17 protein-coding genes and 1 riboswitch are annotated in these 26,175 nt (G+C 51.1%); of the genes, 9 read left to right on the plus strand and 8 right to left on the minus strand.

All coding sequences use genetic code 11. From position 1 onward, the window contains the following. Positions 1–102: 102 nt before the first annotated feature. From BOW06_RS00740 to hypE, 6 genes are all read left to right on the plus strand, one after another. On the plus strand, positions 103–330 hold the full coding sequence (locus tag BOW06_RS00740) for a HypC/HybG/HupF family hydrogenase formation chaperone (RefSeq protein WP_043118290.1): 228 nt from the start codon (positions 103–105) through the stop codon (positions 328–330). An 11-nt stretch (positions 331–341) separates the two neighbouring features. Continuing rightward, a complete protein-coding gene (locus BOW06_RS00745; RefSeq protein ID WP_043118288.1) occupies positions 342–722 on the plus strand; it encodes a hydrogenase maturation nickel metallochaperone HypA/HybF in 381 nt (126 codons plus the stop codon). 121 nt (positions 723–843) lie between these two features. Further along, complete coding sequence (hypB, locus tag BOW06_RS00750; RefSeq protein ID WP_043118285.1) at positions 844–1,683, plus strand: hydrogenase nickel incorporation protein HypB; 840 nt, start codon at positions 844–846, stop codon at positions 1,681–1,683. A 3-nt stretch (positions 1,684–1,686) separates the two neighbouring features. Then, positions 1,687–2,823 carry a hydrogenase formation protein HypD gene (gene hypD / locus BOW06_RS00755; protein WP_078454366.1) on the plus strand — a complete coding sequence of 379 codons (1,137 nt, stop codon included), beginning with the start codon at positions 1,687–1,689 and terminating at the stop codon, positions 2,821–2,823. Further along, positions 2,816–5,065 (plus strand): carbamoyltransferase HypF, encoded by a 2,250-nt coding sequence (hypF, locus tag BOW06_RS00760; RefSeq protein WP_230209779.1) that lies wholly within the window; start codon positions 2,816–2,818, stop codon positions 5,063–5,065. Before hypD ends, hypF begins: the two co-directional genes overlap by 8 nt. Positions 5,066–5,109: 44 nt before the next feature. Beyond that, complete coding sequence (hypE, locus tag BOW06_RS00765; RefSeq protein ID WP_043118281.1) at positions 5,110–6,111, plus strand: hydrogenase expression/formation protein HypE; 1,002 nt, start codon at positions 5,110–5,112, stop codon at positions 6,109–6,111. A gap of 36 nt (positions 6,112–6,147) precedes the next feature. Here the strand turns inward: hypE and BOW06_RS00770 are convergent, their stop codons facing one another. After that, a complete protein-coding gene (locus tag BOW06_RS00770; RefSeq protein WP_078454367.1) occupies positions 6,148–9,468 on the minus strand; it encodes an efflux RND transporter permease subunit in 3,321 nt (1,106 codons plus the stop codon). An 84-nt stretch (positions 9,469–9,552) separates the two neighbouring features. Next, positions 9,553–10,347, minus strand: coding sequence for a pentapeptide repeat-containing protein (locus BOW06_RS00775; protein WP_179115103.1), 795 nt, complete (start codon positions 10,345–10,347; stop codon positions 9,553–9,555). Positions 10,348–10,870: 523 nt separating this feature from the next. On the opposite strand from BOW06_RS00775, the gene BOW06_RS00780 reads away from it, so the two are divergent. Then, positions 10,871–11,731 carry a diguanylate cyclase gene (locus BOW06_RS00780; protein WP_078454369.1) on the plus strand — a complete coding sequence of 287 codons (861 nt, stop codon included), beginning with the start codon at positions 10,871–10,873 and terminating at the stop codon, positions 11,729–11,731. 34 nt (positions 11,732–11,765) lie between these two features. Here the strand turns inward: BOW06_RS00780 and BOW06_RS00785 are convergent, their stop codons facing one another. Continuing rightward, positions 11,766–11,978 (minus strand): hypothetical protein, encoded by a 213-nt coding sequence (locus tag BOW06_RS00785; protein WP_052132299.1) that lies wholly within the window; start codon positions 11,976–11,978, stop codon positions 11,766–11,768. Between the two features lie 513 nt (positions 11,979–12,491). Between BOW06_RS00785 and BOW06_RS00790 the strand changes: the two genes are divergently transcribed. After that, entirely contained in the window at positions 12,492–15,986 is a 3,495-nt protein-coding gene (locus tag BOW06_RS00790) for a bifunctional diguanylate cyclase/phosphodiesterase (protein ID WP_179116079.1), read from the plus strand. Between the two features lie 190 nt (positions 15,987–16,176). Here the strand turns inward: BOW06_RS00790 and BOW06_RS00795 are convergent, their stop codons facing one another. The 5 genes from BOW06_RS00795 to BOW06_RS00810 all read right to left on the minus strand — a co-directional run bounded on the left by BOW06_RS00795 (position 16,177) and on the right by BOW06_RS00810 (position 24,662). Continuing rightward, positions 16,177–17,457, minus strand: a complete 1,281-nt coding sequence (locus tag BOW06_RS00795; protein WP_043118276.1) for an FCSD flavin-binding domain-containing protein — start codon at positions 17,455–17,457, stop codon at positions 16,177–16,179. Between the two features lie 22 nt (positions 17,458–17,479). Further along, complete coding sequence (locus tag BOW06_RS12870) at positions 17,480–17,668, minus strand: hypothetical protein (RefSeq protein ID WP_143556045.1); 189 nt, start codon at positions 17,666–17,668, stop codon at positions 17,480–17,482. After that, positions 17,631–18,755 (minus strand): DUF1501 domain-containing protein, encoded by a 1,125-nt coding sequence (locus tag BOW06_RS00800; protein WP_078459462.1) that lies wholly within the window; start codon positions 18,753–18,755, stop codon positions 17,631–17,633. Before BOW06_RS00800 ends, BOW06_RS12870 begins: the two co-directional genes overlap by 38 nt. Positions 18,756–18,791: 36 nt before the next feature. Beyond that, positions 18,792–24,080 (minus strand): fibronectin type III domain-containing protein, encoded by a 5,289-nt coding sequence (locus BOW06_RS00805; protein ID WP_078459463.1) that lies wholly within the window; start codon positions 24,078–24,080, stop codon positions 18,792–18,794. Positions 24,081–24,179: 99 nt separating this feature from the next. Continuing rightward, a complete protein-coding gene (locus BOW06_RS00810; RefSeq protein ID WP_078458974.1) occupies positions 24,180–24,662 on the minus strand; it encodes a hypothetical protein in 483 nt (160 codons plus the stop codon). 158 nt (positions 24,663–24,820) lie between these two features. Beyond that, a riboswitch (cyclic di-GMP riboswitch) is annotated at positions 24,821–24,910 on the minus strand. Positions 24,911–25,224: 314 nt separating this feature from the next. Between BOW06_RS00810 and BOW06_RS00815 the strand changes: the two genes are divergently transcribed. After that, on the plus strand, positions 25,225–25,959 hold the full coding sequence (locus tag BOW06_RS00815; RefSeq protein WP_052132296.1) for a GW dipeptide domain-containing protein: 735 nt from the start codon (positions 25,225–25,227) through the stop codon (positions 25,957–25,959). Positions 25,960–26,175: the final 216 nt, after the last annotated feature.

Here is a 26,175-nt window from a genome sequence, read left to right on the forward strand (position 1 = left end):
TTGACTAAGCCTAATCAGCTTGTTGATAAATATCAACAAGCAATTAGCTTTTCCCTGACTGACTGAATATAAGTTCAATTATTTAACCGGATATTCCTCATTATGTGTCTTGGCATCCCAATGCAGATCAAATCGATCGAGAATTACACCGCCCGTTGTGAAGCAAAAGGGGTGAGCCGCGATGTCAGCCTTTTCATGATGCAGGAGGAAGAACTCAATGTAGATGACTTCGTTGTCGTACATGTCGGCTACGCCATCCAGAAAATTTCTGAACAAGAGGCGCAAACTGCCTGGGAACTGTACGACCAGATGCTCGCAGCAGACAGCTGAAGGAGTCTTTAGTGCATGAACTTGCAATATGCCAGTCACTGATTGACCAGGTCGAAGCGATTGCGCATGAACGGCAAGCTGAATCTGTTGTATCCATCACGATCGGGCTTGGCGCACTGTCTGGTGTTGAACCCCAGCTGCTGAAACACGCCTACCCCGTTGCCAGTGCAGGCACCGTTGCCAGGGATGCTGAATTAATGATTGACGAACTACCCACCCGCATCAGGTGTAACGCCTGCGAAACTGAAAGCGATGTCCCACCGAACAAGCTGGTTTGCCCGGCGTGTGGTGAATGGCGCACCACACTGATCAGCGGTGATGAGCTATTATTAATGAGCGTGGAACTGCAGACGGCTGAGAATCGCGGCGGGGACGCCCCTCCTACAAGCTAGGGAGAAAATCGCGGCGAAGGCGCCGCTCCTACAGGACAAGGCATGACTGATATAATAGTACTGAATTCTGTTACGCCAACTTGAAGTCATAGTGACAGGTCGAATTATTACGGAGAACACCATGTGTAACACCTGCGGTTGTAATATCACACCCGGCAATGAAGAACTGATCAGACCCGGTGGCAAGCTTGCCAAGACCGAGAGCGGCAACGAGGCAGTGACCGTACTGCACAGCCTGTTACACGAGAATGACCACACGGCCAGCCACAACCGTGAGCACTTCGACTCACACAACGTCCTCGCGATCAACCTGATGTCCTCACCCGGTGCAGGAAAGACTGCCCTGCTTGAAGCATCAATCAAGCAACTCGATCCGAAGCTGAGAATCGCAGTTATCGAGGGTGACCTGGAAACAGAGAATGATGCCGAGCGTATTCGCAAGCACGGTGTTAAAGCGATCCAGATTGCAACCGGCAGTGCCTGCCACCTTGATGCTCACATGATCCACGATGCACTGCATAATCTCGACCTCTCGGAATACGACGTTGTTTTTATCGAAAATGTCGGCAACCTTGTGTGCCCGGCGAGCTTCGATCTCGGGCAGCATCAGAATGTTGCCCTGCTGTCAGTGCCCGAAGGTGACGACAAACCGGCCAAATACCCGGTCATGTTCCGCAGCGCCGACCTTGTCATGATCAGTAAAACGGATCTGCTACCTTACCTCGACGACTTCAAAACCGAGCGTACCAGGCGCTACCTGCAGGATATCGCCAGCACTGCACCCATCATCGAACTCTCGTCAAAAAGTGGTGAGGGCATGTCTGACTGGGCCGATTGGGTCGCACAACAGGCGGCAGAGAGAAGAAGTTATCTTGAAGCACACCCGGTCGCATCAGAACACAAGCACCACACACACGAGCACGAACATCAGCACACGCACAGTCACGCCCACAGTTCATAACAGATGAGCGCAAGCGCAAAAACCTGGCTTGAGCGTATTCGTGCCCTGCCACTTGATAAAGCTGATGGACGGCCGATAAAGATCATGAACGTCTGTGGCGGTCATGAACGCTCCATCACCATGGCCGGTCTGCGCAAGGCGCTTCCCGATACAATTGAACTGGTACCGGGACCCGGCTGTCCCGTCTGCATCTGTCCGGAAGAGGATATCTTCGAGGCCATTCAGCTCGCACTGCATGAAGAGATTATCCTGGTTGCCTTTGGCGACATGCTGCGCGTCCCTGTGAATGTTGCCAAGGCCGAAGCACGCACGCTTGAACAGGCAAAGGCACAGGGCGCAGACATTCGCCCTATCGCCTCACCCACGGAAGCAATCTCCATCGCACGGGACAATCCTGGTACACAGGTGGTCTTTTTCGCTGCAGGTTTTGAAACCACCACGGCGCCGGTTGCCGCCATGCTCGCCGAAGGCGTACCTGACAACCTTTCCATCCTTCTCTCGGGCCGCCTGACATGGCCCGCTGTTGCCATGCTGCTCGATTCCGGCACGCCCGGTTTCGATGCACTGATCGCCCCAGGTCATGTCTCTACCGTAATGGGACCCGAGGAGTGGGAGTTTGTGGTCAAGGATCACAAGATTCCTGCCGCTGTTGCCGGTTTCACCCCTGAGAGCCTGCTGGCAGCCATGTACTCAACTCTGCGCCAGCTCATTGAGGGACGCTGTTTTCTCGACAACTGTTACCCGCAACTGGTACGAGCGGGAGGCAACAAGTCTGCCCAGGCGCATCTTGCTACTACCATGCAGGTCGTCGATGCCAACTGGCGCGGTATCGGCATCATCCCTGCATCCGGCTACCAGTTGGCTGAAGCCTATCGATCACACGATGCAAGAGAGAGATTTCCGACCTATGCAGATGATGCACACAAGCGCGCCGGTGAAATGCCACCGGGCTGTGACTGCGCCCAGGTCGTACTCGGCAAGCTCTATCCCAACCAGTGCCGCCTCTTCGGCACGGCGTGTAAGCCACGCAACCCGATTGGACCCTGCATGGTCTCCGACGAGGGCGCCTGTCGCATCTGGTGGTCTGCCGGCATTCGAGAACCAGCAGCACAAGAAGAGAGAGAAGAGACGCTTGCCTGATAACCGCCCTGCTGCAGGTCCTGTTGATATCTCAGCCAGGAAAATCACTCTTTCGGGCAAGGTACAGGGGGTTGGCTTTCGCCCCTTTATCTATCGACTTGCAACTCAACACCGCCTCACCGGCTGGGTCAGAAATTGTGTCGGGATAGTCGAAATCCATGTGCAGGGTCCGGTCAGTGCACAGAATGATTTCCTCAGTGCTGTTTTCACAGAACACCCACCGCTGGCGAAGCCGAAACTGGAGTCAGATACAGCTGTCGCTTGTGAACAAACAGAAAGCTTTGAAATTCTGAACAGTCTGGATGCAGGGCATCCCGAGATCAGCCTGCCAACAGACCTCTATCTGTGTGACGACTGCCTTGCAGAGATGCAAAATCCGTCTGATCTGCGCTATCGCTACCCTTTCATCAACTGCACCCAGTGCGGACCCCGCTATACCCTGATCGAAGCCCTTCCCTACGACAGGCCCAACACCACGATGAAAACGTTCCCCTTGTGTGAATCGTGCAAGGAGGAGTACGAGAATCCGAATAGTAGGCGTTTCCACGCTGAACCGATCGCCTGCCCGGTGTGCGGCCCATCTCTTCAGTTTTGCCGTGCCGGACAAACCATCGAGGGGAATGATGAGGCGATTACTGCGACAGTCGAGGCTTTAAAATCCGGAGCCGTTGTTGCAGTCAAGGGCATCGGCGGTTACCACCTGGTTTGTGATGCAACCAATGATGATGTGATCAAGCAACTGCGTAGAAACAAGCCGCGCCCAGACAAGCCACTGGCGGTCATGCTCCCTGCCGAAACCAATGGCCTGGCACTGGAACAAGATGAATCAGATTTTCTCAACCAGCCCAGTCGCCCGATCCTGCTGATCGACAAACACAAGTTACCGGCACTTTCTCCACAACTTGCACCCGGACTTGGGGAAATCGGCGTTATGCTTCCCTACAGTCCGCTGCATCACTTGTTGCTGGACAGCTTTGCTTCACCACTGGTTGCAACCTCTGCCAACATCAGTGGTGAACCGGTACTCACAGATGGTATCGAGGTCGAACGCCGCCTTGCCCATATCACTGATCGCTTCCTGCATCACAATCGCCCCATCGCACGTCCGGCGGACGACCCCGTGTTTCGCATCAGCGAGGGCATGCCAAGACCCATCCGCCTTGGCCGTGGAACCGCACCCTTTGAACTCGCCTTGCCATTCACCCTTGAACACCCCGTACTGGCAGTTGGTACGCAAATGAAGAATGTCATTACACTGGCATGGGGCAAGCGAGCTGTACTTTCACCGCACATTGGTGAGATGAATACTGCACGTGCACTGCAGGTGTTCGAAGAGACCATTGCCGATTTACAGCAACTTTACCAGGTGAAGGCAGAGGTGCTCATTTGTGATACGCATCCGGGTTACACCGCATCACGCTGGGCAGAAAAGCAAAATCTGCCTGTTCATACTGTTCTGCATCACCACGCCCATGCTGCCTCGGCCAGTTATGAATTTTACTGCCATGAGGAGGTGATCGCCTTTACATGGGATGGTATCGGTTTAGGCGCTGACGAGACGCTGTGGGGTGGTGAAACTTTTCTCGGCAAACCAGGCTCCTGGAAGCGCGTGGCAAGCTTCAGACCGTTTCGCCTGCCCGGCGGTGACAAGGCCGCCCGGGAACCATGGCGCAGCGCTGCTGCACTGTGCTGGCAATCCGGCCACCCATACCCGCAGATACCCGAGAAGGATCCATTGCTCAGAAAGGCCTGGGAACAGGGCATCAATGCACCAAGCAGCAGTTCAGTTGGCCGCCTCTTCGATGCCGCCGCTGCACTAAGTGGTGTTTGCAGCGTGGCAAGCTACGAGGGACAGGGAGCGATGCTGCTGGAGGCCCTTGCCAATCACAAGGCAACGCATGTGCCCCTTGATATCAGCGAATCAAACGATATGCTTGTTGCTGACTGGCAGCCGCTGCTTGCAGTGATGACGGACAGCTCGACTGAACAGGCACAGCGCGCCGCCACTTTTCATGCATCGCTGGCACATACCCTGCTGCGCAAGGCACAACTGATCCGTCAGCGTCATGGCGTGAGTCATGTTACCCTCAGCGGCGGCGTTTTTCAGAACCGCGTACTGACCGAACTGGCAGCCTCCCTGCTGAGAGAAGAGAACTTCACTGTTCACCTGCCGGTACGTATACCCGTCAACGATGCGGGCATCAGCTTCGGACAGGTTATCGAGTATGGATGCGGTAGATAGTTACAAGTTATAAACAGAGTGCAGCCGGACATAAGGAACAGATAATGCAGGACACCCACATCTCACTGGCACACGGCAACGGTGGCCGATACATGCGCGAACTGATCGAGGAGCTGTTTGCAAAATATCTTGCCAATCCGGATCTTGATGTAGAAGCCGATGCTGCTTCCATTACTGTTGAAAACAATGAACTGCTTTTCACAACTGACGGTTTTACCGTACAGCCACTGGAGTTTCCCGGTGGCAATATCGGCTCACTCGCAGTCCATGGCACGACCAATGATCTCGCCGTCTCCGGTGCCACACCCAAGTACCTGAGTCTCAACGCCTTCATAGAAGAGGGAACGGAAGTCGCATTACTGGAGCGCATTATCAAATCAATGGCTGAGGCAGCCGCAGAAATCGATGTGAAAATTGTAGCTGGTGATACCAAGGTATTGCGCCGAGGTGAAGGTGGTGGTGTCTACCTGGCAACAACCGGTATCGGCATCCGTAATGGCCACCTGCTATCGATGAAAAACATTCATGACGGAGATGCCATTCTTGTCAGCGGCCCGGTTGGCGATCACGGTATTGCCGTGATGCTGGCAAGGGAGGAGTTTGGCCTGCACGGAGAGATACTCTCCGATGCTGCCAGTGTTCTGAATCTCACCCGTGCAGCCCACGAGTTTCCCGGCCTACGCTTCATGCGTGACCCTACTCGTGGTGGTCTCGCTACTGTCTGTACAGAATTAAACCGGGCGACAGGCATGGGCGTAAGGCTTATAGAGACCGATATTCCTGTACGCGACCCTGTCCATGCCGTGTGTGACATGCTGGGCTATGATCCGCTTTACCTCGCCTGCGAGGGGCGCGTGGTCGCGATCATTAATCCGGAGAGTGCCGACACACTGCTGCAGACATGGCGAAATATAAAGGGCGGAGAAGAGTCTGCAATCATCGGTCACATCAGTACAGCAACTCGGCAAGTCATTATCGAAACCGAGATCGGTGGAGAACGCATACTTGAAGAACTGGAAGACGATCCACTACCGAGAATCTGCTAGGCAATATAGAGAGTCACGGTCAAAACGCTGTCAAATTCATTCTCCGTCGTTTTCCACCTCACAGATATATCCGTTATTATCATCTTCGGCTGGCCTGTCTGCTTTAAATGCATTGCAGGCCGAAATACAGCCAAGCGGAACAACAATCATGGTCAGTGGCACTGCCACGATAGGACCAAAGAGCAGTGATATCGCCATGCCTTCAAAAATTGGATCGAGAATAATCGCAGCCGCTCCTGCCATCATGGTCAAATCCGTAACCCAGATTGGCCGCATACGAATCTGCCCAGCAGTGACCACAGCCTCAACATGATGCGTACCACGATGCACCTCGTTACGTGCAAAATCGACCAACAGGATTGAATTACGCACCTCGATTCCCGCAAGCGCGATAAATCCGATCATTGATGTCGCGGTAAATTCAGCATCCATTATCCAGTGCCCCGGGATGATACCGATGAGCGTTAATGGAATCGGTGCCATAATAATGGCCGGGTGTATAAAATTGCCGAACTCCCATACCAACAGTATAATAATCAGCACAAGGGCAGCTGCAAAGGCAAGCCCCATATCTCGAAATGTTTCGTAGGTGACAACCCATTCGCCACTCCACTCGAAGCCAGACGTCATATCATCAGCAGGTGGACCCATCATGGTGCCGCTGATCGAAACACCATCCGGAGCGGTGTAATGATCCAGCAGATCCTCCACCGCCATGATGCCGTAGATCGGCGCGCCAAGCTTGCCTTCCATCTCTCCCACGACATACTCCATTGGACGCAGGTCCTTGTGATAGAGAATGGGGTCTTCGGGCAAACTGACGAAATGTCCAAGTTCAGTTAAAGGGACGGTACCACCTGCACTGGTTGGAATAGGCAGGTTGTGCAATCGGGGTAGCTGGGAACGTACGTGCAGCGGCAGTTCAATCACCAGGTGAGTCGGCTCAAGCCCTCGTCCCCGCTTGGCATCACCAAGAATGTAACCACCCATCGCCATATCAAGATTTCTGTTAATGGTTTCTACATCAACGCCCAGGCGCGTGACCTTTTCAGTATCAACCTCGAAATGCCAGCGTTCATTTGCATCCGCCATGTAGGTATCAACATCAACGAGTCCTGGCGCCTCGATAAACATCTGTTCCATATCGTGTGCAACCTGGCGCCTTGTCTCCTCATCCGGGCCATAGACCTCGGCTACCATGGTTTGCAGCACGGGTGGTCCCGGCGGCATTTCGACAACGGCGATTTTCGCACCCGCCTTCTCGGCAATAGGTGTTAACAGGGCGCGTGCAGATTCAGCAATCTCGTGGCTGCTACGTTCACGATCTCCCTTATCAAGAAGCATGACCTGTATGTCAGACTGCCATGGCTGCATGCGCAAGTAGTAGTGCCTGACCATGCCATTGAAATTGAATGGTGAAACAGTACCGACGTAGCTCTGCATCGCGGTGATTTCTTCCACGCCCTTCAGCGCATCGACCAGCTTGAAGGTAAAGCTTGCAGTAGTTGGTAGTGGCGTTCCTTCAGGAAGATTGATCACCACGTTAAATTCCGGCTTGTTATCAAATGGCAGCATCTTGACTGCCACGGCCTTTGTATAAAACATCGAGCAGGCCGCAAAAAACAGAACAACAATGACAGCCAGGAAGACGCGGCCTTTGAACTTGCTCTGGATAAGCGGCTCGATCACCGGACGAAAGATGTTACCGATCAGATCCTGAGTTTTTTCTTCACGAATAGCAGCCTTGTTCAGGGCATTCATTTTCGGGCGCAGCTTGTAGGCAAACCACGGCGTAAAAACAAAGGCAGCAAAGAGTGAAAAGGCCATCGCAACAGAACCGAACAAAGGTATAGGGAACATGTAGGGCCCCATCATGCCACTGACAAAACCCATTGGCAGCAGTGCCGAAAGGACTGTCAGTGTTGCAATAATCGTGGGGTTTCCGACTTCTCGAACCGCATCCACTGCCGTGTCTATACGAGTCTCGCCATCATGCAGCCAACGCCGGAATATATTCTCCACCACAACGGTTGCATCATCGACAAGAATACCGATGGAGAAAATCAGTGCGAACAGGCTGACACGGTTAATTGTGTAGCCCATAACCCAGGCAGACCAGATGGTGATAAGGATAACAATCGGAATGATCGTTATAACAACAACTGCAGGCCTCCTGCCGATTGTGATCCAGGACAATAGTGACACGGCAATAGCGGCACCAAGCAGTGAGGTCAGAAGTTCATTAACCTTGTCATTGGCTGTCTTACCGTAGTTGCGGGTAATTTCCACGTTGATATTATCCGGAACGAGACGCCCTTTGAGCGATTCCAGTTTCGCGAGGATATCCTCTGCTACCGTGACACCATTTGTGCCCTCTTTTTTTGCAATCGCAATTGTGACAGCCGGTGCTACCCCGGTCAGCTTATCGCTGCTACCTGCCGGGCCACTGAAGTAGTTAACCATCCTGGTCGGCACTTCTTCCCCGTCGACTACGTTTGCAATATCTGCAACATAAATGGGGGCACCATCATGCGTACCTATCACGAGTCGACCGACCTCCTCTCCACTCTTCAGGAAATGGCCTGAGGTAATAGTGAAATGCGAAGTGTTTTTTTCAATCGTACCTACTCTTTTCTCTTCATTGGCTGCACGAATGGTTCTGGCTATCTGGTCAAGACTGATGTTATATCCTGCCAGGCGCTCAGGCAGTACTTCGATACGAATCTGCTGACTTCTCCCTCCTGCGACAAATCCCTGACCAGTATTCGGTACTTCCTTGAGACGCTGCAAAACATCTGTGGCCAGCACTCTGAGCGTTGAATCATCAACCTCTTCAGACCAGAGCGTGACTGTCACCACTGGAACATCATCAATTCCCTTGGGCTTCACCAGTGGCATCGATACCCCGGGGGGAATCCTGTCAAGGTTTGACTGGAGCTTGTCATGAACCTTGACGATCGAAGGACCGAGTTTTTCTCCGACTTTAAAACGTACTGTAACCATGCCCTGGCCACGCTCGGATGCAGAGTAGACATGCTTGACCCCGGGAATATCACTCATGATGCGTTCAAGCGGATCAATAGCGAGGCTGGCGACCTGCTGAGGGGAAACCCCGGGATATGAAATAAATATATCGATCATTGGGACCGATATTTCCGGATCTTCCTGTCGTGGCGTAAACAGCAGTCCCAATATACCAATGAAGAGGCTGGCAATAAGCAGCATCGGTGACAATGGAGAAGTGATAAATGTACGCGCAAGATTTCCAGCCAGCCCGAGAGAGACCTTCTCTTCATGAGGCTGTGGCGGATGGCCGGGTGCAGGCCGTCGTGTTCGGACCTTCTCAGGGAGTTTCATTACGAACCTCCTTTATACGAACTAAATCTGTAACGATTGCTCGACTTTTGTAATTCTAACTATACGCGACGGGCATTTTGCCCATTATCGTAAATCGCGTACGTAGGATGGAATATCTGCATTCAGTGCTTGTGAAAAATTGGCGAATGTCATTGTGACAGTGGCCAATTCGACATCATCAAAATTTGCGTTTGTAACAATAGCGCGCCTGAGAATAGAGCCACTCATGACGGCATGGCTTAAATCTGCATCAGTCAGGTTGGTTCCTCGCATTCTGCAGTCCTCAGCCAGCACATTACGCATTTTTGCACCCTTCATATTTGCATCATCGAAATTGGCAAGATTAATCACGCTGAAACCGTCATTGCGGACACTTTCCAGGTTGATATTACTGAGATCGGACTCTAAAAACATTGCTCCATTCAGATGGCTGTCACGGAAGTCACTATCATTCAGTTTTGAGTTTGAAAGATTGGACTTGATCATCCTGCAGCCCTGTGCAAAAACATTGGTGAGATCACTTGAGTGCATATCTGTATAACTCAAGTTAGTTCCCTCAAGCCTCGAATTGGACAGATTTGAATTGCTCATCATGACGCGTCTGAAATCTGCATGGCTCAGGTTCGCATTAGCGAGATTACAGGACTCAAGGTTTGCCGCGGTCGAACGCAACTCGCTGCCGAACTGTGCAGCAGTCATGTTGGCGCCTTCCAGGTTTGAATGACCCAGGTTTGCCTCGCGCAGGATCGTCCTGGAGAGATTAGCGCCACGCAGGTCTGAACCACCAAGATTTGCGCCTGTTAGATTGGCACCGGTTAAATCAGCATCCCTTAGATCTGCCCCCCTGTAATTCCATTTCCCTGAGATCAGCCCCTGCAAGAGAGTCAGAATCGACGCTAGCGAGGACCTCGTTCGTGTCCAGTTTAGTGATTTCGACCATCTGAAGGTTCCTTGTGTGTAAGTAAATAGTACGCCCCGTACTTTCAGTATAGCCATCTGGCCAGACTCGGCAACAGAGAACAAAACACTCGCCCGTACCAACTGGCACGGGAAATATCCTGTCCCTCTGCCTTTTACTTTAATACTGGTTAATGATACAGCGTTGATATAAATCAACTAGATTCCAATTCGACCAGATCAACAAGGTCTTACAAAAGCCTTCTTTTATTATGCCCGATAAGCTCTATATAGGTAAGTAACTGCCTTTTGTTGTTATCGATCAGGCTTGTGCGGCACCTGCAGCGTATTCAATATAACTGCTATCACTGACAACCGTTTTGGTTGATAATGATACAAGCTTACGTGAAATTTCGCGCCCGGGGAGATTCGTACAATAGCACGAGACTAGTCAAAGCCGTAGGCAGGAATTTATAATCAGGCAAAGAAAACAGCAGGACTTCGAGTGGCCAATATTCTGATAATTGATGACTCATCCAGTAACCGGGAGTTTATTTCCTCCGTTCTGGAGTTTGAAGGACACAAGATTCTTCAGGCATCAAATGGTATTGACGGAATTGAAATGGCCGAAATCCATGACCCGGACGTCATCATCCTGGATATCATGATGCCTGACATGGATGGCTATGAAACCTGCCGTATCATCCGTTCACACCCGCTTGCCGCCTTGACTTATATTATATTCCTCTCGGCCAAGGGCGAGATAACCGACAGGGTCACCGGGCTTGATACAGGCGCAGACGCCTATCTCTCAAAACCCTTCGCGCCTGAAGAACTCAAGGCTGTTGTTCGTACAGGCGTACGCACAACAAGGGAATGCCGCAATGCCATGAAAGACGGCCTCACAGGGCTCTGGAATCGGCGCGCTTTCGACAGCATGTTAAACCACGAGTTCGAGTCTGCCATACGTTACGACTATCCTGTTTCACTCGCGATCATGGATATCGATCATTTCAAGTCCGTGAATGACAACTTTTGCCATGATGAGGGCGACCTTGTTCTTGCAATTATTGCAGCCATGCTGAACAAGATTGCCCGCCCAAGTGACCTGACGTTTAGATGGGGTGGAGAAGAATTTGTCTGGCTGTTGCCTCACACAAGCCTGGAGAATGCAACTATCGCAGCCGAGCGCTTGAGATCAACGATCGAATCACATCATTTTGAAGACGTAGGATCTTTGACTGTCAGTTTCGGAATTACAGACGTGAAGAAAGACGACACAACCGAAACACTGTGGAAACGTGCTGATGAAGCCCTTTATCGAGCTAAAGATAACGGCCGCAATCGCATAGAAGTGGCTCAATGACCACACTGGATTCCGGTCTCGCGGCATCAGCAAGTCACAGATCAATAAAACCCCTTAGCACCTGCATACTGGCAAGCGCACTTGCTGCATCAATTTGCGCTATATCTGCCTCGGGATAAAAGACTTCCGCAAACAGGAAGTTTCCAGCATCGCTTAACACAGGGGGCATTCCAAATTTGACGACAACATGATTCTGATAAGTGAGGTAACGAACAAAAAGGCGATCGCCAATCGCAGGTCCAGCCATTATGCACAGGGCTTTACGACTCTCCTGCCGTATTCCCTTTGTAAAGTGCTCATAACTGAAGCCACGCCGCTGATTGTTGAGCCGTTATAAAAGCTTCCCGGGAACCTTTACCTGTTTGCCGTTATGCTCAAGGTGCAGACGACCGTAAGCATGCTCAATACCTCCCGGCAACATACTTATACAATCCATAAGAAAACGTTATATATGATATTGTAATTATGTCTATTATTAGACAATACGGGCCTGAAAAATATCCTTTTCTAATTGGGTATAAAGGTCAAGAATGTATATAAAAAATAAACAATAAAAATAACAATCAAATCACCATCATGTCGCACCTATGGGATTGAGAAATTGTTAGATTTAAGCAGCCTCTTTGACTCACATCCTGATGACGGGCTTATCTATGCCTACTCATATGACCCAATGTGGCTTGCCATCTCAGTTGTTATTGTTGTAATTACCTCTTACATCGCATTTAAACTTGGCGCGAAAATATTTCTTACAGACACAGTGAAGAAAAAAAATATTCTGTCACTAGTCAGCGCGCTTACGATGGGACTCGGCATATGGTCAATGCATTTTGTCGGCATGCTGGCCATTAACATACCAGGTACAGTCCACTTACACCCATTCACCACCTTGCTCTCAATATTCCCTGGTATTCTGGGCTCTTTCATTGCCCTGTGTCTTCTCTGGCGCCTTGGTGTCCGCTTGCCACTGCCTCTTAGAGGCACCATGTTCGGCGCATGCATTCTGGTCATGAACTATATCGGTATGACGGGTATGAATTTCGATGGTTATCTGAGCTATAGCCCTGCCTTATTTGTACTATCAATCATAATCGCCGTAATTCTCTCTTACCTGGCACTCTACATTTATGACCGGCTTCAAAATCGGCTTCCAATTGTCGCCGCACTGGGAATTGGACTGGCAGTATCCGTTACTCACTACACCGGGATAGAAGCTGCTTATTTTATCAAGGAAGATGCGGCCTTACAGCCCACCGCTCTGCTTCTTGAGGACATGTCTGCGGTTAAGGTCTCGGCATCATTACTTTTTCTGACGCTCGGAATAGCAGTGTATCTCCTGGTCTCCAAAATGACATCGGCCACCAATCAATTACGTGATACTGAAAGGCGATGGAAATTTGCAATCGATGCTGCGGGTGATGGTGTGTGGGACTGGAATCCCCAAACTGACAAGGCCATGTTCTCAAGGCGATGGAATGAAATATTAGGCTATGCAGAGAATGAGTTCACCCCCACGGGGGCAGCCGTATTCAAGGCGATACATCCTGACGACGTGAGATACGTGAAGAAGGGCGTTCTGGAACACGTAAGAAAAGGCGGAGAGTCGCCCTATAAAAGAGAGTTCAGGATGCAAACCAGGGATGGCGACTGGAAATGGGTCATTGCCCGCGGAAAGGTTCTTGAGCGTGATACCCATGGCAGTCCGGTCAGGATGATTGGCACACTGACCGATATCACCGAACGCAAGCAATCCGAGATAGATCTTCTCTCGAGCAAGAGATTGCTTCAGTCAATCATCGACAGAGCTCCCATACGTGTATTCTGGAAAGATCGCGAGTCGCGTTTTCTGGGGTGCAATATCTTGTTTGCAAAGGATGCAGGCTTTACCCATCCTGACCAGTTAATCGGCAAAACAGATGATGAGATGGGCTGGAAAGAACAGGCCGAACTTTATCGGGCAGATGACATCAAGGTGATTGAGACGGGCGAAGCGAAACTGGATTTCGAAGAGCCCCAAACCACACCGGACGGACGTCAAATCTGGCTGCGTACCTCCAAGGTGCCGCTACTGAATCCGACAACGGAAGAAATTATCGGCGTCTTGGGCCTCTACGAAGATATCACCAAACGCAAACAGGCCGAGAATGAGCTCCGGTTGAGTAAAGCGCAGTTAAGTGAGGCTCAGCGTATTGCAAAGACAGGAAGCTGGACACTTGACCTGTCCAACAACCACCTTGATTGGTCGGATGAGGTATACAGGCTATTTGAAATCGACAAGACACAATTTAACTCGTCATACGAGGCATTCCTTGATGCCGTCCACCCAGATGACAGGGAGATGGTCAATCAAGCTTATCTCGATTCACTGAATAGCCATAAGCCATACGAAATGACCCATCGCATACTAGTCGGTGATGGCCATATCAAATATGTACACGAGACTTGTGAAACCCTGTTTGATAAAGATGGTAAGGCACTGCTTTCCAGGGGAACGGTGCAGGACATTACCGAACGAAAGCAGGCTGAGGATCAGATGCGAATCGCAGCCGTAGCTTTTGAGTCACAGCAGGGGATCATGGTCACCGATGCAGTTGGAATAATATTACAGGTCAATAGTGCTTTCATGGAGATGTCGGGGTATACAGCCGATGAAATCATTGGCAATACACCTAAAATGTTCCAGTCTGGACGCCACGGCCCTGCTTTTTATGAGGAGATGTGGCAGACCATCAACAGCGATGGTTTCTGGCAGGGAGAGATATGGGACCGGCGTAAGAACGGAGAAGTGTACCCCAAGTTGCTGAGCATCTCGGCGGTAACCGATACAGACGGTAAAATAAGCCACTATGTCGGTTCACATGCTGACATCACCGAAAAAAAGAGCGCTGAGAAAAAGATCGATAAGCTGGCTTACTATGATCAACTGACTGGTCTGCCAAACAAAGTTCAATTCATGAATCGCCTTGAGCAGACCCTTGAGGCTTGCGTTCGCGATAATCAATACAGCGCTATCCTTATGATTGACCTTGATCACTTCCAGAAACTCAACGATACACTTGGTCATGTCATAGGTGACCAATTGCTTGTCCAGGTAGCAAGTTTACTTGAGGAGTCCACGAGCTCAGTCGATACCGTGGCACGTTTTGGTGGAGACAAGTTTGTTGTAATACTTCCGGAACTCGCTTCAGACAAAATCAAAGCAGCCCGCACTGCGGAAAAAGTCACGCGGAATATTCTTCACACACTCAATAAGGAATACCAACTTGGACGTTCCTCTCATCACAGCACGGTCAGTATCGGTGTCAACCTGTTTGGTAGTGAAACACTCACTATCGATGTACTTCTGAAGCAGGCTGAACTGGCCATGTATGAATCCAAGTCAGCAGGTCGCAACACAATGACCTGTTATGACCCTAAAATGCAGTCATCTGTTTCCAAGCTGGTCACCATGGAAAAGGAGTTGCGCTCTGCTCTTGAGAATGAAGAGTTCTTCTTGGATTACCAGCCACAGGCCAGTTTACAGAATGATCGCATCATAAGTGTGGAAGCACTGATTCGCTGGAACAGCCCTAAGCTCGGCCTGGTTTCCCCAGACGAATTCATTCCCGTACTGGAGGAAATGGAGCTTATCGTCGATGTTGGCAACTGGGTATTGGGAGAAAGCTGCGAGTGTTTGAAAAGATGGCATCAGTCAGGCTTTGATTATATTCGGATAGGCATTAACGTATCTCCTGCACAATTTAAAAATAAGAATTTTCTGGATACTGTCAGAGACATATTAAAGAAAACCAAAGTGCCGCCAGGTTATGTTGAATTGGAAATTACCGAGGGAGTTGTAATGGATGACCCTCAGTATGCGGAATCTTTACTGAATGATCTGCACAAGCTTGGATTAAAGATTGCCATTGATGATTTTGGAACAGGTTATTCTTCTCTTTCAAACCTGATGCACCTCCCGTTTGACACTCTTAAAATAGACCGCGCCTTCGTCAAGGAGCTTCCTGGCAATGCAGATAGTGTCTCATTCTGCAATGCGATCCTGGCACTGGCCAAGGCTTTGAAACTGCACACCATTGCAGAGGGTGTTGAAAATGTTTCTCAATTGCGATTTCTGAACCGTATTGACTGCACTATTATCCAGGGCTTTTATTTCAGCAAGCCGCTTCCACCACAGGAAATCGAGAAGATGTTGTCAGATGACGTGCGTTTATCAGTCTCTGACAGGCGGTCAGATTTTTCCTCACATGAAGCCTGAATGCCCGTAGAATGACAAAACCCGGTACTATCAATGCACTTGTAACAGCAACCTTCACAAACTGGTTCTGACACGCCTCATAAAAAAACAACCCGGCAAGACCGGGTTGAAATACTGCTACCTAGGGAGGGGATCTCCTGAGCGTCCTTCAATACACTGCGCGAGTGTCTGAAAGTTTTATATGACACCTTTATCCAAAGACATCATCAACAAAATTGTTATACCAGCTGTGTGCGTGACCAACTTCCCTCTGCAGGTCTGTTGCTGAAGCTTCAAGCGGTGTGACACCACCCGAATTCGGAACCTTCTCAATCGCCTTGCCATCAGCCGAGAGCCTGTACATAGCAACCACGGAGATTGCATAGTCTGTTCCAACAACGCTATAGCAGGTATTTGTAAAAGCCGGGGTCTCAGGTGATTGCCCGCCCAGTAGCGCCACGACAGCCCTTGCACACACTTTTGCCTCGGCATTGGCAGCAAAGCCCGATTTCGGCAATGCACTGCCGATACAGGCATCACCAATGACATGAATTCCGGGATAGCGTGTCGATTCAAAAGTACGCAAATCAACTGGGCACCACTCACCTTCTGTCAGGTCCAGATCAAACGCAAGGCGACCTGCTTTCTGGTTTGGGATCAGGTTAATGACATCCCCCTGGTAGCTGAAACCATTGCGAGTCGTAACCGTACCGGAAGTCTCATCCAGTGCGGTGACCGGGTCACCCGGAAGCCAATCGATCATGCTGTTATCACTGCCATATCCATACAACCTTTCCCAGCCAAGCTCAAAAGCTGCCTTCTTTGCGAAACTGGTCTTGGCATCAAGCACCAGGATTTTTGAAGTCGGATTATGCGTTTTCAGATAGTGGGCAATCTGACTTATCCGCTCGTAGGGTCCAGGAGGACAGCGGAAGGGGTTGTCAGGCGGGGCTATGATCACTGTACCGCCGTCATCCATTGCTTCAAGCTGTGACCTCAGGGCAGATGTCTGGTTACCCGCCTTCCAGGCATGGGGAATACGTTCGGCGACACCCTCATCGTAACCCTCGATAGTCTCCCACTTGAAATCAATCCCGGGGCTCACAACACAGCGGTCATAAGGCAGCTGTTCACCACTCGCGGTAGTAACACTCTTTGCCTCCGGATCAATGCTGACAACAAAATCATGCACAACATTGATTCCCTGCGCCTCAAGTCCCTCGTAGCCGGCCTGGATATGACTGATATCACGATCGCCACTCAGTACTTCATTGCTCATGTAACAGGTGTGGTAGATCGCATTCGGTTCAATCAGCGTCACATCAATGGTTGCATTTGCCCGCTTGATATAGCGGGCCACACTCGCCCCGCCCGTTCCCCCGCCGACAACAACCACCCTGGCTGCCACGGTACCGAGTACCAGCCCGGGAAATCCGGCCACACCGAGCCCGACTCCGGCAGCCTTCAGAAAATCACGTCTTTTCATATTCATGTTTCCACTACTCCAAATCGCTTTAGACGATTACCGGGTTCGAATAGGCGGGGTTAAGCAGGTCAATATCCGGCACGTCGATACTGAACTCCTGGCAAAGGGGATCATTTTCAATACCCAGTATGCGTCGCAAAGTCTGCTGTACGTGAGCAGTTCGTAGCTGCACACCCAGCTCATCCTGCTCTAGTGTTACCGGGTTGATGGTTAGCATCTGTCATCCCGACGCTCCTGTTTGTCCATGGCTGGTTTTTCATCATGACAATGCTGCTACCAACTGACCAGTGATCCTTGCCGTTATTACTATTGTAATGCGGTGTCCGACCAACATCGGATGTCAGGTGCAGAACAATACGGTCAGCAATACCCAACTCTTCGGCCTTTTCCCAGAGGTAATCGACACTCCGGGTGAAACGCGTCAAAGCTGTTGTATGTCCCGCATCGTGGTTGCCGTGGGTGTCAAAACCACCGCTGCTGGCACTTGCTGTGACACAAATACCCGCCTGTATTGCAACGAGCATGCGATGAATCCTGCTGATCATGCTGTTTGATTCACCTTTCAGGTCAAGCGAATCGATCGTTTCAGGAAATACATCATCCAGCCTGTGCATTAATCCACGATTAATACGAGCATCAAGCTGTGACGCCACCTGGGAATCACGATAGGGCATGCCATTCTCCTGCAGCAGTGCCTGGAGCCTTTCCTGGCGATACTGCTCAATGATCGCTATGTCAGCCGTGCGCAAAAACTGGCGCGTACCATCGCGACGATTCGGATTGGCAAGGCTGCGCATCAGGTCGGTTGCAGGCAAACGGGTCACCGGCTGGAGACCAAGATCCTGGCTGGGTGTAGATGAACCGTCTATCAGCCAGGGCATGGGCAGGCCAGCGTTATGTATTGCACCATAGATCGCATTCAGTACCGGGTACCCTGAAAGGGCTCCGCTGGCCTGGGTGAGGCGCGCCGCGCTGTGACCGTTAGTTTGCAGATCAATCCCATTGATGACGAGCATACGGTCAAAATACTTGTCAAAGAACTCTGCATTCTCTGCGAAAGGTGCATATCGCAGGTTGCCTGCCGTTCCGGCTGGCATAGTATCAGCCCAGTGATTGATCGCCGGATTCTCTCTTGGATCGCAAAGACTGCTGTGGTCCCATCCACCATTGGCAACCAGTGTAACCAGGACCATGCCTTCAAATGGCTCTACTTCTGCTGCTGATGCACTTCTCAGCGACACCCCCGGTAAAGCTCCCGCGGCACCGGCTGCACCCAGCAACTTGACGAAATCACGACGTTTCATGTTTGTATCTCCAGTATTCCTTGTTGGCGGCCATGCTTATTCATGCAGAAAGTAGAAGTCACTCATCAGGTATGCCAGCACAGCATTCCATGCCCGCCGCATCGATTGTGAGCCATTCCTGGTCTCGCAATAGACTTCCAGTCCGGAATCTTCCGGGGTGTTGTTGTGGTACACGCTCCTGAACAGCTGGAATGTACGCTCAACTTCCGGGTCACTGATTGAGAGCTTCTCACCCAGCAGTCTTTCGTGCAGGTAGACGATATTCTCCTTGATCAGGGTGACAACCCAGTCTGACTGCGGGCTCACCGGATCAGCGACAGCACGCAGATGTTCTGCGCTCATGAGTTGTTGTGTAAAGCCAGGCCCACTCCAGGCAACGCTCAAGTGGTCTCCACCCGTTCTTTCAATACCTACTGCCTCTACCAGGTAAGCCTGACCAGCCAGCAGCTCAATGCCTGCAGACGCCTGCTCAGGGTACTTGTCCCACTGCTGGTGATTTGTCCAGCCAGGTACAGAAGCAACCTGCACAAGATTTGAGACATCCTCACCATCGGCAATGAAGAGTGATGCCTGGTCATCACCTGCAATCCAGAAATTGTAGGTGCCGCTGGCCGGCGCAACCAGGACTGCACGCAAGCGTTGACCAATGTAACTTCCAACATTGACCGGCACATCCATGGCATCGGTCCAGCCAGCAAAGCCGGGAGTGTTTCCGTCTGTGCCGAGACTGCCAAACTGATCGAGTGTCTTGTCTTCGGTGTTGAGCCAGCCTGCATGCTCGATGACAAAACTGCCCGTGGCAGGCGCACCCAATGCATCTTTGAAAGGTATCTCCTCAACAAAGGGCATCAGAATGCGTTCTCCCGGCAAGCGATTTAAATCGTTAAGTAACAGCCTTCCGTCGCACATCCCCCTGTACAACCGGCTCTCGTAGGTAGAGAGCATAGAGGTCGTCAGATCCTCATTCGGATCCAGTGCATCACGGCCACCATCAAACCCGCCATAGAGCAAACCATAACTCGAGACAGGGTTATTGAAGAAGGTGGTATTGGCAGTTGCTTCTCCCTTGGCATCCAGCTCTTCCGGTCCAAGCAGGCGTTGCATACCGACTTCAGCCAGTTCAGCTCTCTGCTCTGGTGTCACCGCACTGTCGGTGGTTGCCGCGCGAAAGAGGTCACTCATGATTAGTTCAACCAGCAGATCCCTGATTATCAGGTCGGAGGATGCAATGCCTGTGGCGATGCTCTCCAGAATATTCTCCTGGAGTTGATAAGCCGCCAGTGCCTGATCATATCCGGGCGCGTTCGGGTCAACAGGACTACTCAGAGGTTTACGTCCAAACAGACCGCGGTACCACAAGTTAACAGCACCCTTGGTAAAACGCGGGTCCTGAACCACCTCGCGGGCAAGCCACTGCAAGGCATCAATTCCGCCATTATGGTTTTCTGCAAAGGGAACAGTCGGGTCTGCGGCTGGCGCCAATGCATTCAGGTCCTGGATATTGGCGCTGTCACCCCTGCCGACACTGTAGACAGAGACTTTAAAGTGGCGTGTTGTCACCGGGTCAAACTCAATCACCTTGAGACCATGCCCGGGATCCAGGGGGTAGATACCGCGTTCAATTTCTGTCCAGGTGATCGCATCATCCGACACAGAGATTCCGTACTCACCAATGTGCCTGTAGTTGCGTGGCAGGTAGGTAATAGCGGAAATCTCCTGCTCGGCACCCATATCAATCATGATTTCCTGCGGTACTTCCTGCGGTTCCGTGTCAGTGCCGAATGCTCCTTCCCACCGAGTATTTACTGAAGCATCGATGGCGGAACTGGCGCCGTAGTAATCACTTCTCTGGGACGTGGCTGTCGCAACCCAGTTAGTACGATCAACCAGGCGATCTGATAGCGGCGCGAGTCCAAAACCGTGATGCATGCCCGGCATCTCTTTGCCATCGAATCCGGGTGCCAGCATATCGAGGTACCACTTGTCTCCCAGCTCATACCAGGGCATGCCATAGTGATCAAGCGCGTAGCCAGTTCCCTTGTAATCCCTGGCTAGGGAATCAAAACCTTCCTGCGCGTACTGGTTCCTGTTGCCCCAGTTCTGGAAAGCACCGGCAATCGGTTCCATTGTGGTATGGCACAGCAAGCAGGCCGGATTCTCCATGGTCGGGACAAGATAGTCACCGTTCTCCGAGTCATCCAGAGGCCGTTGACCGAGGGTCTCCAGGTCGACACCCAGGAACTGTCTGAGCATCATGCTGGCGCGATGACGGTTGCGGTTGGTATCGGTTGTCGGAAATCGTGACAGCCATGAGTAGGTCGTCAGGACGCCGGCATGCGGGAAAGGCTGAACTGCAAGTTCAGGGGTGCGGTGAGAGACAACCGGTATCCGGCCCGGCTTGTACTCCCCATCGTTAACATCCTGCGTGCCTGTAAAGGGCTCCAGCGGTTCAGCGCCGTAGATTTGTGCCGACCTTGGCGTAATCATGGTGTAGTCGGCCGTCAGGATTTCACTGTATGGCAAATCATTCTCAACGATATACCTGGTGAGAGCCAGCGGTTCGTACCTGATGTCTCCCAGGGCCCGGTAGCGAAGCGTATTGTCGAGAGATGCATAGACAGGAAAATCTTCATCTATGTCGCGAATATCCGCTCCACCGGAAAGAAAGGTCAGCGCGGCAGTTTTATAAATGAATTCGCCGAAACGCTCTCCCTGCATCAGGTTACGCAGGGTTATCCGCAGTCCTGCTTCATCCTGGCTTGCAACAACTTCATCAGTGCTGGGTAAGCGTCCTGCCAACAGGATGGCAGCCTTGCGCAGCGTGGCCTCGTTATTCATCAAGTTGACACCGGCAAGGGAACTGCCACCACCACCGGGCTCACCCGGGTCACGCTCATCCTGGATATAGGCAACGATATCGGCGAGATCCTGCGCGCTCAGATGTGCAAACTGCGCCATGCCACCCCTGTTCGTCTCAATGGCATTCATCAGTACCGCAAGGCTCTCACCTGCGGCAAAATTGGCCGCAACACCGTGACAAGTCTGGCAGCCGTTGGCCTGCCAAAGATCATGACCACGGGATATCTGCGGATCACCGATGACAGGTTCACCCTCTGTGCGTACTGCAAGCGTTGGCGTAGGCAGGGAGCTATTGCCGGCAACATCCACAGCAAACACTCTGTATCCATAAATCTCACCGGGTGCCAGGCCAGTGTCTGTAAATACAGATTGCCCAACACTGCCGACGATAGTGCCATCACGCTCGATGTCATAACGCACAACCTCGGCATTATCATCAGCATCGATCCACGTCAGGGTCACTGTGTTTTCAGTCACTTCCGTCGCAGCCAATGACTCGGGTGCAAGCGGGGCCTGGGTATCGGAACCAAGACTTGCATAGAAATGGGCAAGCGAGAGTCGATCATCCGCAGAGAGGAGCATCAGGCGATCGAGCATGGCTGAAGGGACACCGGCACTTCGCTCTTCGGCAAAATCGTCAAGTGTATGATTCAAATAATCGAGCCACTGTCCTGCAAGTATGCCGTTGCCACGATCCCTGCCCTCATCACCGTGACAACTGCCGCATTCCGATACGTGCAGCGCCTGACCCACGAGCACCCTTTCGAGGTTGACTGTCTGTGGTGCCGGCTGAAAAGGCAGTAAGGAGTAGTACTCACCCATGCGAATCAACTCATCATCCGTGTAGGCCTTGCTGATCCTTCCCATCATGGTGGAGTGGCGTACGCCGTTACGAAAATCCTGCATAACACTGACAAAGTAGTCCTTGTCCATTCCGGCCAGGGTTGGTATGACCGGTCCCTTGCTGAGCCCGTCGTTACCATGACAGCCACTACAGGTTTCTGCCAGCATGGCACCGCTTACCGGCGGCTCAGTGACCGTGGCCTCTTTAATTTCACTCGGTCCGGAACTGTTGTCGGAAGTATCGAATGCCTCGACCGTGTACTCGTAGGTCTGGCCCACTGAAACGTCATGATCGATGTAACCCGTGTAGGCAGTTGTCGCAATCAGCACACCATTCCTGAGAACCCTGTAACCCGCTACTGCAACATTGTCATTTGATGGATCCCAGCTCAGGCGGACGACACGATGATCGCCAATTGCACTGAACCCACCCGGAATCCCGGGGGCAGTGACATCCGGCGTCTTGACTTCAATTGCAGCACTGCTGGGAGACTGGTTACCCGCAACATCTACTGCAATCACCGAATAGCTGTAACTCTTTGCCTCTTCAACACCCGTATCGAGAAAGCTCGTCTCGGCAGTTTCACCGATCATCTCTCCATCCCGGAAGACTTTATACAACGCCACTCCGGTATTGTCAGTTGATGCCTGCCAGCCAAGCCTGACCTGTGTCGCACTAACTTCAAGTGCTGACAGCCACTGGGGAGCAGTCGGCGGAGAAGTGTCAGGCAGGGGAAGCGTTGACACGGATAGTTCAGCACCCTCGCTGGACTCTCCGCCAGCACCTGAAGCGGTGACAAAGTAGCGATAGCCGGTTTCCGGCTTGAGATTAGTATCGGTAAAACCCGGATTGGTCACAGTGGCGATCAGGTCACCATTCCGATAGACGGTATAGTGCGTTACTTCTCCCTCGGCAGGTGGTTGCCATTTGAGCGTAATACTGGAAAAAGTCACATTTGTTGCTTCCAGACCGGTGGGTTTACCGGGTGGCAGCTGCTCTGATTCTGTAACCGCCTCTACGGTGCTGCTCGTCGCAAGCAACTCGCCATTCAGGTCAAGTGCCTGAATAGCGAACCCATAGCGAGTAGCAGGTTCCAGTCCGGCTGAAATATGTGAAAGCCCCGCGATAGTTTCTACTGGCACGCCATCGCGCAAAACACGATAACTTGCCACGTTCCCTGCACCCGCTCCCGATGCAGCTTGCCAGGCAAGAGAGACTGTAGTGGTACTGAAAGCTGTTACATCCGGTTTGCCCAGGTAGACAGTGTCAGGCGTATCCCGGCGCGGCGTAGAGGTATTCATTCCTTTGGTAGTCACATCCTGTGCAAAGAAGAGACCATCCAGAACGAGCAAGTCGTAGCGCTCCTTTCCGTGCTTGAGCTCCTCATCAAGCGACTGCTCTTCCTGAACCCAGATATTGTGACCAAACGTTTTCTTAATGCGGTGATTTAACTTGGTACTTGCCAATGAGAATGGCACTCCATGCAAATTACCCCTGTTCCTCCGCTTGTAGATGGCCAGGTAACCGACTGTTTCCTCGGCATGACTGTCGTTTTTCGCCTCTTCCTCGAAAAGTGCTGCCTGGAAACCGCGCCTGCTTTTATTCCTGGCGCGCGCAATCACTGTGTCCTGTTCGTTGAAGCTCTGAACGGAGAGGAAGAGTTTGGGATTGCGGCGAAAAGGTGTTGTGAATTGGTAGTCCTGCCAGACCTTGTTATCTGACTAGGGGAATGTCCCAACTTCAAACATGGTGCCATCGTCGAGCTCATAACTACCGCTCTCAAACACCATCCAGTCAATTGACTCAGGGGGGTGTGCCTGGTCCAGATACATCCACTCCTGAAACTTCAGCTCGAAACTGCCCGGTTCCAGGTGACGCATGCGGGCAACACCCGGCTCAATGCTGTTATCACCCGGCACACCAAGAATGACAACTGGGTTTACAAAGGTCTGTTCAAGCTCAACAACCTGCCATTCGTTGTCAGCAAATGCGGATCCCATTTCGACCTGCAAAGCCTGCTGTACAGATTCATCCACACTTGATGTGGTATATGCTTCAGCCACCTGCCCTTCGACAGGAGCAAATCGTGTCCAATCAGGTATCGAAGAAGGTGTTGTGGTTTGCGTCATAGCCAGCGCAGGCCAGACGACAAAATTGACGATGAGTGCAGCGAGAATTACCGACCTGAGTTTTATGGCCGCCACTGACGCAATTTCCACCAACACCTTTTGTCTCATGATTCAAGCCCTTATCTGTAGTTCTACTTGCACGAGACACAGGCGCACTTTTGCCATGTACTCGATCTACCGGCTTAATAACTAAAGGGAGGCACTACAGACATCGGCATGATCATGCTGATGATTTGTGCAACCCCGCTACCTTTAACAAATGAATGTCAGTCAGGCCGGTGGCTTTGCGTCCCTCTCTTTCAAGAGGTTTGCCTTTTACATAGCTACAATCTAGAGAGACTAAACCAGTTTGTCAATCACCAAGGGTGGTTTTTATATCGGATAATTTCGAAAAGAGAGTGACAATTCTGAGAACCGTGCGGCTTCTGAGCGCTTGAAACCTCACCACCGGGGCCCAGCAAGAGACTGAAATACACATACATGCTGATGTGGATCATTCACTTTAACCACGTTACTGATTATGATCATGCCTAATGTATTTTTTTAAAGCACAGCCAGGCATGAAGAGTCAGATTCATTCTCTTCAAAAGTCCTGTGCGTTCTTTTCCTACTACATTCAACATGGATAAAAAGCAATATGAATACTTCAAGACTGACTTACTGGATTTTGCCCATACTTCTCGCCTTCAGCGCCACGCAAGCATGGGCTTACGGCACAAGCATACCCGCCTCTAATTCTGAAGCGATCGCCCACACTGGCAAAGTAATTGAGACCATGTCCAGCGCTGGCTATACCTATATTCGAGTAGAAGAGAAGGGAAAAACTTTCTGGATTGCACTCCCTGAATTCCAGGTGAGTGTTGGTGAAACGATCAGCTTTTATGAACAAATGCTCATGGAAAATTTTACTAGCAAAACACTGAACCGAACCTTTGACAGGATTCTTTTTGTCGAAGGGATTAGCAAGGGAACAGAGTTGCCTGCAAAAGCAGAAGTCAAACCTTCTCCAAATAAAGAAGCACCAAAACAAGTTGGCGAATCACAAAAACTGAAAGAATTGGGGAGCCCTGTTGGACGTTTCAGCGTAGAAGAGCTGTTTCAGAAAAAAGATGAACTGAATGGAAAAGTTGTTGAGGTAAAAGGAAATATATCAAAACTATCCCGGCAGATAATGGGAACAGACTGGGCTCACATTGAAGACGGTACAGGGAAAAAAGAGGATTTAAATAACAAGATCATCTTCCGCTCGACTCAAGGTGGCGTAGCCGTTGGTGATGAAGTGGTCGCTAAAGGTGTGTTGTATCTTAACAAGGATTATGGCTCTGGTTACTTCTACCCGGTCATCGTGGAAAATGCTGTTTTCAATAAATAGCCTTCCACTCTGTCGAACCTTCTTCTGATCTACCCCTGAAAAACAAAACCCGGCAATAGCCGGGTTTTGATATTTACTGGCAATGGGTGGATATTATCGAGCCTTGTTCTCGTCCACCAGCCTCAGCATAATGATATAATCCATTGTTTAATCAGGGTGCTCTTCAAATAATACCTGGTATCAGTACACCGCATCTCTGGTAATTTTTGTGCGAAG

Source organism: Solemya velum gill symbiont, from assembly GCF_002020255.1.
Taxonomy (GTDB): Bacteria; Pseudomonadota; Gammaproteobacteria; order Chromatiales; family Chromatiaceae.

Coding starts and splice junctions, on each gene's coding strand:
- BOW06_RS12870 (WP_143556045.1), bottom strand. CDS start 17,668: ATGCTAACCATCAACCCGGTAACACTAGAGCAGGATGAGCTGGGTGTG.
- BOW06_RS00815 (WP_052132296.1), top strand. CDS start 25,225: ATGAATACTTCAAGACTGACTTACTGGATTTTGCCCATACTTCTCGCC.
- BOW06_RS00740 (WP_043118290.1), top strand. CDS start 103: ATGTGTCTTGGCATCCCAATGCAGATCAAATCGATCGAGAATTACACC.
- BOW06_RS00800 (WP_078459462.1), bottom strand. CDS start 18,755: ATGAAACGTCGTGATTTCGTCAAGTTGCTGGGTGCAGCCGGTGCCGCG.
- hypE (WP_043118281.1), top strand. CDS start 5,110: ATGCAGGACACCCACATCTCACTGGCACACGGCAACGGTGGCCGATAC.
- BOW06_RS00785 (WP_052132299.1), bottom strand. CDS start 11,978: ATGGCTGGACCTGCGATTGGCGATCGCCTTTTTGTTCGTTACCTCACT.
- BOW06_RS00770 (WP_078454367.1), bottom strand. CDS start 9,468: ATGAAACTCCCTGAGAAGGTCCGAACACGACGGCCTGCACCCGGCCAT.
- hypD (WP_078454366.1), top strand. CDS start 1,687: ATGAGCGCAAGCGCAAAAACCTGGCTTGAGCGTATTCGTGCCCTGCCA.
- BOW06_RS00795 (WP_043118276.1), bottom strand. CDS start 17,457: ATGAATATGAAAAGACGTGATTTTCTGAAGGCTGCCGGAGTCGGGCTC.
- hypB (WP_043118285.1), top strand. CDS start 844: ATGTGTAACACCTGCGGTTGTAATATCACACCCGGCAATGAAGAACTG.